The following is a 12055-nucleotide window of genomic DNA, read 5'->3' as shown; positions in this document are numbered from 1 at the left end:
CGGCGCATTCCCTCATCAAACATTCAAAGGAGTCCGAGATGGAACAGATCCCGTTCATTTCGTCGGCCCCCAACACCCTGGGCATCGAGCTCGAGCTGCAACTGATCGACCCCCGCAGTTTTGACCTGACCGCAGCCTCTGACGAGCTGCTGGCCCAAATGGCCAATCACCCCATCGCAGACCGCGTCAAACCCGAAATCACGCGGTCGATGATCGAATTGAATTCGTCGGTGCACGAGCACCCCATGGGCCTCCTGGCCGAAATGCGCGAGATGCGCGACGCGCTGGTCGAGGCGGCGGACGCCGTCGGCGTATCGGTCGCGGGCGGCGGCGCCCACCCTTTCATGCGCTGGCAAGAGCGCTCCATTTCCGACACCCCGCGCTTCCAGTACTTGGCCGAAATGTATGGTTACCTGGCGCGTCAATTTACTGTCTTCGGCCAGCACATCCACCTGGGCGTCAAAAGCGGCGACGACTCCATCAAACTGCTGCGCCGCCTGTCCCCCTACGTGCCGCACTTCATCGCGCTGTCGGCCTCGTCGCCGTACTGCGAGGGCGTGGATACGCTGTTCTCGTGCTCGCGCCTGAACGCGGTCAACAGCTTCCCGCTGGCCGGCCACATGCCCCCGGAAGTGAAGGACTGGTACCAGTTCGAGGCGCACCTGGCCCAGTTGCGCGCCTATGGCCTGGCCGAGAGCATCAAGGACCTGTACTGGGACATCCGCCCCAAGCCGGAATTCGGCACGGTCGAGATCCGCGTCTGCGACACGCCGCTGACGGTCGAGCGGGCCTGCCAGATCGCGGCGTTCGCCCAGGCCCTGGCGGTGCTGTTGATGCGCGAGGACGATCCCAGCGACAGCGCCTGGCTGTCCTACCGCAGCAACCACTTCCAGGCCTGCCGCTTCGGCCTGCAGGGCAGCTACGTGACGCCTGACGGCCAGCGCCTGCGCCTGATGGACCACCTGCGGGCGCTGTTCCAGCGCCTGATGCCGGTGGCCGAAGAACTGGGCACCGGCGACATGATCGCGGCCCTGCGCGACGAATCCCTGCGCAGCGGCAACGATTCGCGCTGGCTGCGCAGCCAGTTCCACCGCCTGCGCGACCTGCCGCTGGTCGTGGAAGCCATGTCGAACGCATGGCGCGGCGTGGCCGCGGGCGCGGCCGCGCCCGCCGAACCCACGGCGGTCCTGCGGCGCCGCATCCGGGCCACCTCCGAACCCATGCAGCCTCTGCGGGCCTCGGAGCCCGGGGTCAGCGTGCCGCTGCCCGAACGCCTGCACTAAGGCCGGTATCCCCGGGGGCCCGGCTTCAGGGGTTCCCGCGGTGCCGGCCGCCGATCGCGCTGACGGACAGGTGGGTTTCGCCGGCCGTCGTGCGGCGCGCGGCGGCGCGCCAGGCATGGCCGTAGGCCACTTCGATGCTCAGGGCGATGACGCCGTCCGGCCTGCGCTGCGCTTCCAGCGCGGCGCATAGGCGGTCGCGCCAATCCCGGCCCACCAGTCCGCCCCGGCGGCCTTCGGCGGGGTTCCCGCCCAGCGCGCGCACGTCCTCCAGCAGTTTTTCGGGACTGCGGTAGGTCAGGGTCAGGATCTCCTGGTCCATGACGGGGTCGGCAAAGCCGTTTTCCACCAGCAGGTCGCCGAAGTCGTGCATGTCCACGAAGGACGGCGTGGCCGTGCGCAGGCCGGCGTCGGCCAGGGCCTGGCGCAGTTCGCGCAAGGTGGCCGGCCCCAGACAGGAGAACATGGCCAGCCCGCCCACTTTCAGGACGCGGCGCCATTCCGCCAGCACGGCGTGCGGGGCGCGGTGCCAGTGCATGGCCAGGTTGGACCACACCAGTTCCAGCGATTCGGGCGGCAGCCCGGTATCCGCCAGGTCGGCCTCCACGAAGACCGGGGCGGCCGGGCCGCGGCGGGCCAGCTTGCCGATCCAGGCGGACAGGCCGGCCGGCGCATGGCGCTTGCGCGCCAGGTCCAGCAGCGGGGCGCAATTGTCCAGCCCGGTATAGGCGGCTTCGGGATAGCGTTCGCGCAGCAGCGCCAGGTTGTCGCCCGCGCCGCAGCCCGCGTCCAGCATGGCCTGGGGCTGTATGCGGATGTATTGCAGCCGGCCCAGCATGCGGCGGGCGATTTCTCCGTACAGGAACTGGGCGTCGGACAGGTCGCCGCGGCGGGCGAACTGCCTGGGCACGTCGGCGCCGACGATGGGCAGGGAGGGGAGCGTTGCGGGTTCTGGCAGGGACATTTCGGTCGCGCCCGCGCCTTCGTGGCGGAGCGGATCATGGTTTCATGGGGAATGGCATCCATTATTGCGCATCCCGGCCGCGGGCCCCGATTGTCCCTACGGGCCATGGGGCGGCTGCTGCTGTCCCGGATCGGCTGCGACTGCCCCTTGTGCGGCGCGCGGGTGGCCGGAGCCCGGCTCTGCCCGGGCTGCGAGGCCGACATTCTCGCCGCCGGGCCGGACGCCCGGCCGCGCTGTCCCCGCTGCGCCCTGAGCCTGCCCCGGGGCGCCCCGTGCTGCGCCGCCTGCCTGGGCGCGCCCCGGTCGTTCGCGCGCACGGTGGCGGCTTTCGACTACGCACCGCCCGCCGACGCGCTGATCCTGATGCTGAAGGCCCGGCTGCGGCTCGGCATGGCGCCCGTGCTCGCCCGGCTGATGGCGGCGGCCGTCGCTCGCGACGGCCCCTTGCCCGCCGGCGTCCTGCTGGTGCCCATCCCCGCCAGCCGGGCCTCGCTGCGCCGGCGCGGCATGAACCCGGCCGCCGAAATCGCCCGCGGCCTGGCGGCGGAACTGGTGCTGCCCCTGGCGCGCGGCGTGCTGTTGCGGCGGCGCGAGGCCCCGCGCCAGACCGGCAGAAGCCGGCGCGCCCGCCGGCGCGGCGCGGTCGGCCTGTTTGCCTGCGGGGGCGGGGTGTCGGGCCGGCACGTGGCCGTGGTGGACGACGTCATGACGACGGGCAGCACGGCCGATGCCGCCGCCGTCGCGCTGCTGGCCGCGGGGGCGGCGAGCGTGACGGTGCTGGTGGCGGCGCGCACCCCCTGAGCCGGCCCGGCGGCAAATCGGCGACAATCCCGCCATACGGCCATCTGCGCCGCAAGCCGAACTCCATCCGCCATGTTCCACGTCATCCTCGTCTGCCCCGAGATCCCGCCCAATACCGGCAACGCCATCCGCCTGTGCGCCAATACGGGCGCCGAATTGCATCTGGTGCGCCCGCTGGGTTTCGAACTGGATGACGCCCGCATGCGCCGCGCCGGGCTGGATTACCATGAATGGCAGCCGGTCCGGGTGCACGATACGCTGCAAGAGGCCCTGGCCGATACGGGCGCCGCGCCGTCCAATATCTATGCGCTGACCACGCACGCGCAACGCAGCGTGGCGGACATCGGTTTCAAGCCGGGCGACGTGTTCGTGTTCGGCCGCGAAACGGCCGGGCTGTCGGAGGAACACCAGGCGATGTTCCCGCCCCAGCAGCGGCTGCGGCTGCCGATGCGCGCCGGCCAGCGCAGCCTGAACCTGTCCAACGCCGTGGCGGTGACGGTATTCGAGGCCTGGCGCCAGCAGGGGTACGAAGGCGGGGTGTAGGATGGGTGGAGCGCGAGAGTTCTTAAGCAAGAAATCAGACGCTGAACGCGCGCAACCCATGCTGCCGTGGGCAGACAGTGCAATGCAGGTGTCTGACACTCCTGAAACGCGGTGCAAGCCGAAGCTTGTCTCCTCGGGTGTCAGACACCGGTGGCAAGCTGCGGCCTCCCCGGGGAAAGACGTTCCCCCCCTCAATCCAGCGACAGCTTCAGCTTTTCGATCACCTGGTCCCAGCGCGCCTTTTCATTCTTGATGCGGGCGGTCAGGGCTTCCGGCGTGGAGGGCGCGGGCGTGAAGTATTGCAACGCCAGTTGCTTGCGCACGGCTTCGCTGTCGATGATGCGCGCCAGTTCGCTGTTGAGCCGCTCGACGATGGGGGCGGGCGTGCCGGCGGGGACCAGCACGGCGTTCCACGAGATGGCCTCGAAGTCCGGGTAGCCCTGGGACGCCATGGTCGGAACGCCCGGCAGCGCGTCGCTGGGCTGCAGGCTGGTCACGGCCAGCAGTTTCACCTTGCCGTCGCGCGCCTGGGGCGCGGCGATGGCGGGCACCATGAAGCCGGCCTGGACGTCGCCGCCGATGATGGCGGTGATCACCTGCGGAAAGCCGGAATAGGGAATGTGCGCCAGGTCGACGCCCGCGCTTTCCTTGAACATCTCCATCGCCAGGTGGGCCGAGCTGCCCGGGCCCACGGAACCGTAGTTCAGCGAATTGCCCCGGCCCTTCACCAGTTTGACGAAGTCCTGGACGTTGTCGACTCCCAGGCTGGCCGGCACGACCAGCACGTTGGGGCTGGTGCCCACCAGCGATACGGGCGCCAGGTCGCGCAGCGGGTCGTAGCCCAGCGTCTTCTTATAGAGCGTGGGCGCGGTGACCAGCGGGCCGTTGATCGTATACAGCAGCGTATAGCCGTCCGGCTTGGCCTGCGCCACGATGCGGGTGCCGATGTTGCCGCCCGCGCCCGGCTTGTTGTCGATCACGATGGGCTGGCCCAGCGCCTGGGACAGCGGTTCCGAGATCGTGCGCGCCAGGATGTCGGGCGAGGACCCCGGCGGGAACGGCACGACCATGTGGATCGGGCGGTCGGGCCAGTCGGCATGGGCGGCGGCGGGCAGGATCGCGGCCAGGCTGAGGCACAGGCCGCGTAGCAGTTGGCCGACCCGGAACTTGCGGGTTTGCGTCATGAAGGATGTCTCCTCGGTGGGGGCGTGATGTCTTGTCGTTGGTCAGTGGGTCCGGCCGTCCGGCGGGTCGTCCGGCAGGCCGGCCGCGCTTTCGTAGCGGGCGTCCCGGGCAAGCAGGGCGGAGACGGCCGTCATGGGGGCCACTCCGTCGAACAGCACGGCGCAGACGGCCTCGGTGATCGGCAGTTCCACGCCGATGGCGCGCGCGCGTTCCAGGGCGGCGCGCGCGCAGCGCACGCCTTCGGCCGTGATGCCGCTGGCCAGGATGTCGGCCAGCTTGCGGCCGGCGCCGATCTCCAGGCCGACACGGCGGTTGCGCGACAGTTCGCCGGTGGCGGTCAGCACCAGGTCGCCAAGGCCCGTCAGGCCGGCGAAGGTTTCGGCCTGCGCGCCCAGGGCCACGCCGAAGCGGGTCATTTCGGCCAGGCCGCGGGTGATCAGCGCGGCGCGGGCGTTGGTGCCCAGGCCAAGGCCTTCGCAGATGCCGCAGGCGACCGCGATGACGTTCTTCAGCGCGCCGCCCACCTCCACGCCGACCAGGTCGGTGCTGGCGTAGACGCGCAGCGCCGCGCCATGGAAGGCGGCCGTGGTGGCGGCGCGCAACGCGGCGCTGTCGCTGGCCACGGTCAGCGCCACGGGCAGGCCCTGCGCGACTTCGCGCGCGAACGACGGGCCGGACAGGGCGCCGCCGGTTGCGCCGGGCAGGGCCTCGCGCATGATTTCGTGGGGCAGCCTGGCCGTGTCGGCTTCGAAGCCCTTGCACGTCCAGACGATAGGGGTGTCCTGCAATCCCAGCGCGGGCAGCCGGCGGGACAGTTCGCCGCAAAGGGCGGTCAGGCCGGCCACGGGCACGCCCAGCACGATGAGGCGTTGCGCGCCTTCGTCTTGCAGGCTGCGCAGCGTGGCGTCGAGATCGGAGGAAATGTCCAGCGCCTGGGGCAGGGGGATGCCAGGCAGGTAGCGCGCGTTTTCATGCGTGGCGGCCATGTCGGCCGCCTGCGCGGGGTCGCGCGCCCAGAGCCGGGTGGCATGGCGGCGGCTGGCGGCCGCCGCCAGCGCGGTGCCCCAACTCCCCGCACCCAGGATAGCGACGCGCAGCGGCGGCAGGGGGGCGATGTCCATTGGGGCGCCGCGGCAGGCTTACTGGCGGGTCGCGCCGGGGGGCAGGATGATGCCGGAATCGCTGCCGTTGCCGTTGCCCGGGTTCTGTTGTTGCTGCAGTTCGGCCAGGCGCTGTTCGTACAGGGCCTGGAAGTTCACTTCGGTCAGGTGCAGCGGCGGCATCGACGTGCGGGTGATCGCGTCGGCGATGTTGGCGCGCAGGTACGGGTACAGCATGGTCGGGCAGACGATGCCCAGCAGCGGGTCGAGCTGTTCTTCGGGGATGTTGGCGGCCTCGAAGATGCCGGCTTGCGTGCCTTCGACCAGGTACACGACCTTTTCGTTGACGCGGGTGGTGACGGTCACGGTGACCGTGGTTTCGAACACGGTCTCGGCCAGGCGCTGCCCGCCCACGGTGATGCTCACTTCGACCTGGGGCGCTTCTTGCTCCAGGAAGACGTGAGGCGCATTCGGCATTTCCAGCGAAAGGTCTTTCAGGTAGACGCGCTGCAGATTGAACGAGGGCGCGTCGTTGCCGCCTTCTTGCTGGGTGTTTTGGTCTTGATCAGCCATGAGTGTTTCCGTTGGTGGGAGGGCAAAAAGGAGGGGTGGTCAGCCGTTCAGCATGGGGGCGAGGCCGCCCGAGCGGTCCAGCGCCATCAGGTCGTCGCAACCGCCGACGTGGGTGTCGCCGATGAAGATTTGCGGCACGGTGCGCCGGCCGGTGCGTTCGATCATGACGTCGCGTTGGGCCGGGTCCCGGTCGATCTGGATGATTTCCAGGTCCGTCACGCCGCGCTGCTCCAGCAGCGACTTGGCGCGCGCGCAATAGGGACAATAGTCCTTGCTGTACATGACGACTTTGTTCATGGGCGCTCCTGTGGGTACAAGAATAGGCAAATGGGGGCGAGGCCCCCGAAATTCAACCCTTCTGGGTCACCGGCAGGCTGGCGGCCGCCCAGGCGCGCATGCCGCCTTCCAGCGGCACCGCGTCGGCGAAGCCCTGCGCGCGCAGCTTGGCGGCGGCGCGGGCGGAATCGCGGCCGTTGTCGCACACCACGACCAGCGGCTTGTTCTTGGGCAGGGAGGCGGCCTTTTGCTCCAGGTCGGCCGCCGGCACGTTGCGCGCCTGGGCGATGTGGCCGGCCTGGAACTGTTCCGCCGGGCGCACGTCGACCCACACGGCCTGGCGCTGGTTGACCATCTGGATGGCTTCGCCCGTGCTGACGGCGGAGCCGGTACGGCCCTTGCGCAGGGCGGGGATCGCCAGCATGACGCCGGAAACCACCGCGACGGCGACAATGAAGATGTTGTTTTTATCGAGCAAGAATTGCAGAAGATCCACGGGGCATCCTGAAGAGCGGCGGCTAGCCTGGTATCGGCGAACCCTGGGAAGCCCCACCGAAATGGGTGGGTGCGCCAGGGCAAAATCAAGGGCAAAATCACTCAATTATAAAATGAGCGCATTCCCTGACCATTTTCCAACTTTAACCCGCGGCAAATCCGCGCCAAACCATGCATAAACTTGTTCTGATGCGCCACGGCGAAAGCCAGTGGAACCTGGAAAACCGCTTCACGGGCTGGACCGACGTCGACCTCACCGACACCGGCCGCGAACAGGCCCGCAAGGCGGGCGAACTCCTCAAGAAAGAAGGCTACACCTTCGACCTGGCCTACTCCTCGGTGCTCAAGCGCGCCATTCGCACCCTGTGGATCGCCCTGGACGCGATGGACGCCATGTACACCCCCGTGGGCATCAACTGGCGCCTGAACGAACGCCACTACGGCGCGCTGCAGGGCCTGAACAAGGCCGAGACCGCGGCCAAGTACGGCGACGAGCAAGTGCTGATCTGGCGCCGCGCCTATGCGATCGCCCCGGAACCGCTGTCGCTGGACGACGAGCGCCATCCGCGTTTCGACAGCCGCTACGCCCGCATCCCGGCCGGCGAACTGCCGGCCACCGAATGCCTGAAGGACACCGTGGCCCGCGTGCTGCCGTTCTGGAACGAATCCATCGCTCCGGCCATCCGTTCGGGCCGCAAGGTGCTCATCGCCGCCCACGGTAACAGCCTGCGCGCCCTGATCAAGCACCTGGACAACGTGTCCGACGACGACATCGTCAATCTGAACATTCCCACTGGCCAGCCGCTGGTGTACGAATTGGATGATGACCTGCGCCCCATCCGCCACTATTATCTGGGCGATGCCGCCGAGATCGAGGCGGCCATGGCGGCCGTGGCCGCCCAGGGCAAGGCCAAGAAGGACTGACATCCTGAGAAGGACTGATATTTCCATGTGTCGCGCGGCGGGGTTGTTGTTGGCGGTCATGCTGGCCGGTGGGGCGTTGCCGGCCGGTGCCGCGCCGAATGACCTCGCCGGCCGCCAGTCCGACGCCGAAAAGCAGCAGGCCGCCTTGCGCGGCCGCATCGAGAACCTGCAAAAGGAGATCGATGACCGCGAGGCCGCCCGCAAGGAAGCGGCCGACGCGCTCAGGCAGTCGGAATCGGCCATTTCCGGGATCAACCTGCGCCTGCGGGAACTGGCCGAGGCCAACCGCCAGGCCCAGGCGGACCTGGCCGGGCTGGAAAAGCAGATCGACGCGCAGCAGGCCGTGCTGGCCAAGCGCCGCACCGAACTGGCCGAACAGCTCCGCACCCAGTACACCAGCGGCCTGTCGCCCTGGACGGCCCTGCTGTCCGGCGACGATCCCCAGGTGCTGGGACGCAACCTGGGCTATCTGGATTACGTTTCGCAGGCCCGGGCCGCCGCCGTGAAGGCCCTGAGGGCGGACATCGACCGCCTGGCCGCCCTCCAGGGGCGCGCCGACGCCCGGCGCGCCGAGATCGAAAAAGTCGTGGCCGAAACCACTGAACAGAAAACCGCGCTGGTCGGGCAGCAGAAGGAGCGCGCCACGCTCCTGGCGCGGCTGGAAGGCCAGATCGCCGCCCAGCGGGCCGAGGCCAGCAAGCTGGGGCGCGACGACCAGCGCCTGTCCCGCCTCATCACCGACCTGGACGCGGCCATCGCCAAGCAGATCGAGGAAGCCCGCAAGGCCGAAGAGGCGCGCAGGAAGGCCGAAGAGGCCCGCAAGGCGGAAGAGGCGCGCCGCGCCGCCGAAGAGGCCCGCAAGCGCGCCGAAACCGAGCGCCGCGCCGAGGACGCCCGCAAGAAGGCCGAGGCTGACCGCAAGGTCGCCGCGGACAGCGCGCGGCGCGAACGCGACGCCCGGGACGCCCGCGAGGCGGCGCAGGCCCGCGAGCAGGTCGAGGCGGCCTCGCGCCAGGGCCGCGGGCCCGTCGCCGTGGCCGATCCGGACTCCGCCGGGCTGCGTCCGGCCGAGCAAAGGCAGTCCCGCCTGGTCTCGCCCGGCGAGGCGCCTGCCGCCAAACCCGCGGAACCGCCCCCCAACGCGGAGCCCGCGCAGGAAAAACCCGTTTCAACCCACGGCGAACCGGCCCAGCAGACCGCGCGCGCCGCGCCGGCCGGCGGCGGCAACGGCCTGCGCCACGGCCTGGCCATGCCGGTGCGCGGCCAGGTGCAGGGCCGTTTCGGGGTCGACCGCCCGGACGGCGGCGTCTGGCGCGGGGTGGTGCTGCGCGCGCCCGAGGGCACGCCGGTCAAGGTGGTGGCCCCGGGCACCGTGGTCTACGCCGATTGGCTGCGCGGCTTCGGCAACCTCATCATTGTGGATCATGGGCAGCAGTACCTGACGGTCTATGCTTACAACCAAAGCCTGCTCAAACGGGTGGGAGATTCGGTGACGGGTGGCGATACGATCGCCACGGTGGGCGCAACCGGCGGCCAAGTGGAATCCGGCCTATACTTTGAAATTCGCCATCGTGGCGCTCCTGTGGATCCGGCCCAGTGGCTGGCGCAGTAGATTGATGTCGTTGGTAATTACCAAACCCCATCGGCGAAAACACAATTCGGGAAGTGTGCATGGGCACTCGTAAGTTTCGCGGTTTCGGTCTGATTGCCATCGGTGCGGTGGCGGGTGTGTTGCTCAGCGTGGGCGTGACAGCGGTCGCGCAGCGCGGTAGCCCCTTGCCGCTGGACGAGCTCAGGCAACTGAGCAACGTGTTTGCCGCCATCAAGAACAACTACGTCGAAGCCGTCGACGACAAGACCCTCATCGACAATGCCATTTCCGGCATGGTGTCGAACCTGGACCCCCACTCCGCCTACCTGGATGCCGACGCGTTCCGCGAAATGCAGACGGCCACGCAGGGCGAGTTCGGCGGCCTGGGCATCGAGGTCGGCGCCGAAGACGGCTTCGTGAAGGTGATCTCGCCGATCGAAGACACGCCCGCCGCCCGCGCCGGCGTGATGGCCGGCGACCTCATCATCAAGATCGACGACACGCCCACCAAGGGCATGACGCTCAACGACGCGGTCAAGCTGATGCGCGGCGCGCCCAAGTCGCCGATCACGCTGACCATCATGCGCGCCGACCGTCCGCAGCCGATCGTGCTGAAGATCGTGCGCGACATCATCAAGGTGCGCAGCGTGCGCAGCAAGATGCTGGACAACGGCATCGGCTACGTGCGCGTCGCCCAGTTCCAGGAAAAGACCGGCGCCGACCTGGCCAAGCAGCTCAAGGACCTCGGCGCGAAGGAAGCCCCCAAGGGCCTGGTGCTGGACCTGCGCAACGATCCGGGCGGCCTGCTGACCAGCGCCATCGGCGTGTCGGGCGCGTTCCTGCCGCCGGACGCCCTGGTGGTGTCCACCGACGGCCGCACCCCCGACGCCCGCCACAAGTACCTGGCCACGCCGTCCGAATACGCTCGCGGCGAAAGCAACTACCTGTCCGGCCTGCCGGCCTGGACCAAGACGGTGCCGATGGTCGTGCTGGTGAACGTCGGTTCCGCGTCCGCCTCCGAGATCGTGGCCGGCGCGCTGCAGGACCACAAGCGCGCCAAGGTCCTGGGCAACCGCACCTTCGGCAAGGGCTCGGTGCAGGTGATCCTGCCGCTGTCGGAAACCACCGCGGTCAAGCTCACCACGTCGCGCTATTTCACGCCCAGCGGCCGTTCCATCCAGGCCACCGGCATCGAACCGGACTACGTCGTCGCCGACACGGCCGACGGCGACCTGTTCCGCCTGCCGCGCGAAGCCGATCTGCAGCGCCACCTGTCCAACCAGCAGACGGCCAACGAAGTGAAGTCCACCGCCGACCAGGACAACGTCGAATTGCCGGCCAAGGTGTTCGAATTCGGCGGCAAGGACGACTTCCAGTTGCAGCAGGCGCTGAACCTGCTGGCGGGCAAGCCGGTGCAGAAGGGCTCGGCCCGCGCCCAGGCCAAGGCCGACGCCAAGCCGGGCGGCGGCGCCGCCCAGCGCATGAAGATCACGCCGACCGGAGTCGAGCCCAGCAAGGACAAATGAACGACGAGCAACTGCTGCGCTACGCCCGCCACATCCTGCTCGACGAGCTGGGAATAGAAGGGCAGGAAAAACTGCTGGCGGCGCGTGTGCTCATCGTGGGGGCGGGCGGACTGGGTTCGCCCGCGGCGCTTTACCTGGCGACGGCCGGCGTGGGCGACATCACCCTGGCCGACGACGACGTCGTCGAACTCAGCAACCTGCAACGCCAGATCCTGCACACCACCGCCAGCGTCGGCCGCCACAAGGCCGAATCGGGGCGCGACATGCTGGCGGCGTTCAATCCGCAGGCGCGGGTCCATGCCCGCGTCGAGCGGCTCCAGGGCCAGGCCCTGTCCGACGCCGTGTCGCAGGCCGACCTGGTGCTGGACTGCACCGACAACTTCACCACCCGCCACGCCATCAACCGCGCCTGCGTGCAGCACCGCAAGCCGCTGGTGTCCGGCGCCGCGATCCGCTTCGACGGCCAGGTCAGCGTCTACGACCTGCGCGACGACGATTCGCCCTGTTATCACTGCCTGTTCCCTGAGGCCGACGACGTCGAAGAGGCCAACTGCGCCACGATGGGCGTGTTCGCGCCGGTCGTCGGTATCATCGGCAGCATGCAGGCGGCAGAGGCGCTCAAGCTGCTGTCCGGCGTGGGCGAAAGCCTGTCCGGCCGACTGCTGTGGCTGGACGTGCGCACCATGCAGTGGCGCAGCGTGAACGTCCAGCGCGATCCCGAATGCGCCGTCTGCGGGCACCGCGGGCACTGAATGCCCCGGCATATTGAACCGGCGGACAATATTAAAGGCTTGAAA

At 69.1% G+C, this 12055-nt stretch carries 13 protein-coding genes; 7 read left to right on the top strand and 6 right to left on the bottom strand.

What is annotated here, in order from left to right; all coding sequences use genetic code 11:
• The first annotated feature begins 38 nt into the window (after positions 1–38).
• On the top strand, positions 39–1283 hold the full coding sequence (locus tag WHX56_RS02650) for a YbdK family carboxylate-amine ligase (protein WP_129240204.1): 1245 nt from the start codon (positions 39–41) through the stop codon (positions 1281–1283).
• 25 nt (positions 1284–1308) lie between these two features.
• Here WHX56_RS02650 and WHX56_RS02645 read toward each other — a convergent pair whose 3' ends face one another.
• The gene (locus tag WHX56_RS02645) at positions 1309–2244 is read right to left on the bottom strand and encodes a methyltransferase domain-containing protein (protein ID WP_338880274.1); all 936 of its coding nucleotides are present in this window, start codon (positions 2242–2244) and stop codon (positions 1309–1311) included.
• 51 nt (positions 2245–2295) lie between these two features.
• Here WHX56_RS02645 and WHX56_RS02640 point away from each other — a divergent pair, with 51 nt between their 5' ends.
• Entirely contained in the window at positions 2296–3045 is a 750-nt protein-coding gene (locus tag WHX56_RS02640) for a ComF family protein (protein WP_422393633.1), read from the top strand.
• 72 nt (positions 3046–3117) lie between these two features.
• Positions 3118–3588: a tRNA (cytidine(34)-2'-O)-methyltransferase gene (locus tag WHX56_RS02635; RefSeq protein WP_338880272.1), complete on the top strand. Its 471-nt coding sequence runs from the start codon at positions 3118–3120 to the stop codon at positions 3586–3588.
• Positions 3589–3779: 191 nt separating this feature from the next.
• Here WHX56_RS02635 and WHX56_RS02630 read toward each other — a convergent pair whose 3' ends face one another.
• From WHX56_RS02630 to WHX56_RS02610, 5 genes are read right to left on the bottom strand one after another with little or no spacing between them, the layout of a single operon-like run.
• Complete coding sequence (locus tag WHX56_RS02630; RefSeq protein WP_287755166.1) at positions 3780–4772, bottom strand: Bug family tripartite tricarboxylate transporter substrate binding protein; 993 nt, start codon at positions 4770–4772, stop codon at positions 3780–3782.
• 42 nt (positions 4773–4814) lie between these two features.
• The gene (locus WHX56_RS02625) at positions 4815–5894 is read right to left on the bottom strand and encodes an NAD(P)H-dependent glycerol-3-phosphate dehydrogenase (protein ID WP_338880270.1); all 1080 of its coding nucleotides are present in this window, start codon (positions 5892–5894) and stop codon (positions 4815–4817) included.
• An 18-nt stretch (positions 5895–5912) separates the two neighbouring features.
• Positions 5913–6446 carry a protein-export chaperone SecB gene (secB, locus tag WHX56_RS02620; RefSeq protein ID WP_287755168.1) on the bottom strand — a complete coding sequence of 178 codons (534 nt, stop codon included), beginning with the start codon at positions 6444–6446 and terminating at the stop codon, positions 5913–5915.
• A gap of 39 nt (positions 6447–6485) precedes the next feature.
• Positions 6486–6743, bottom strand: coding sequence for a glutaredoxin 3 (grxC, locus tag WHX56_RS02615; RefSeq protein WP_043546853.1), 258 nt, complete (start codon positions 6741–6743; stop codon positions 6486–6488).
• Positions 6744–6795: 52 nt separating this feature from the next.
• On the bottom strand, positions 6796–7218 hold the full coding sequence (locus WHX56_RS02610; RefSeq protein ID WP_165360122.1) for a rhodanese-like domain-containing protein: 423 nt from the start codon (positions 7216–7218) through the stop codon (positions 6796–6798).
• A 170-nt stretch (positions 7219–7388) separates the two neighbouring features.
• On the opposite strand from WHX56_RS02610, the gene gpmA reads away from it, so the two are divergent.
• The 4 genes from gpmA to WHX56_RS02590 are packed head-to-tail and all read left to right on the top strand — an operon-like array spanning position 7389 to position 12010.
• Positions 7389–8141 carry a 2,3-diphosphoglycerate-dependent phosphoglycerate mutase gene (gpmA, locus tag WHX56_RS02605; RefSeq protein ID WP_129240198.1) on the top strand — a complete coding sequence of 251 codons (753 nt, stop codon included), beginning with the start codon at positions 7389–7391 and terminating at the stop codon, positions 8139–8141.
• A gap of 25 nt (positions 8142–8166) precedes the next feature.
• Complete coding sequence (locus WHX56_RS02600; RefSeq protein ID WP_338880266.1) at positions 8167–9753, top strand: murein hydrolase activator EnvC family protein; 1587 nt, start codon at positions 8167–8169, stop codon at positions 9751–9753.
• A 59-nt stretch (positions 9754–9812) separates the two neighbouring features.
• Entirely contained in the window at positions 9813–11258 is a 1446-nt protein-coding gene (locus tag WHX56_RS02595; protein ID WP_129240196.1) for a S41 family peptidase, read from the top strand.
• Positions 11255–12010 carry a HesA/MoeB/ThiF family protein gene (locus WHX56_RS02590; RefSeq protein WP_129240195.1) on the top strand — a complete coding sequence of 252 codons (756 nt, stop codon included), beginning with the start codon at positions 11255–11257 and terminating at the stop codon, positions 12008–12010. Before WHX56_RS02595 ends, WHX56_RS02590 begins: the two co-directional genes overlap by 4 nt.
• Positions 12011–12055: the final 45 nt, after the last annotated feature.

Source organism: Achromobacter veterisilvae (genome assembly GCF_037619525.1).
GTDB lineage: Bacteria > Pseudomonadota > Gammaproteobacteria > Burkholderiales > Burkholderiaceae_B > Achromobacter > Achromobacter veterisilvae.
This window is presented reverse-complemented; position numbering and strand designations above follow the sequence as displayed.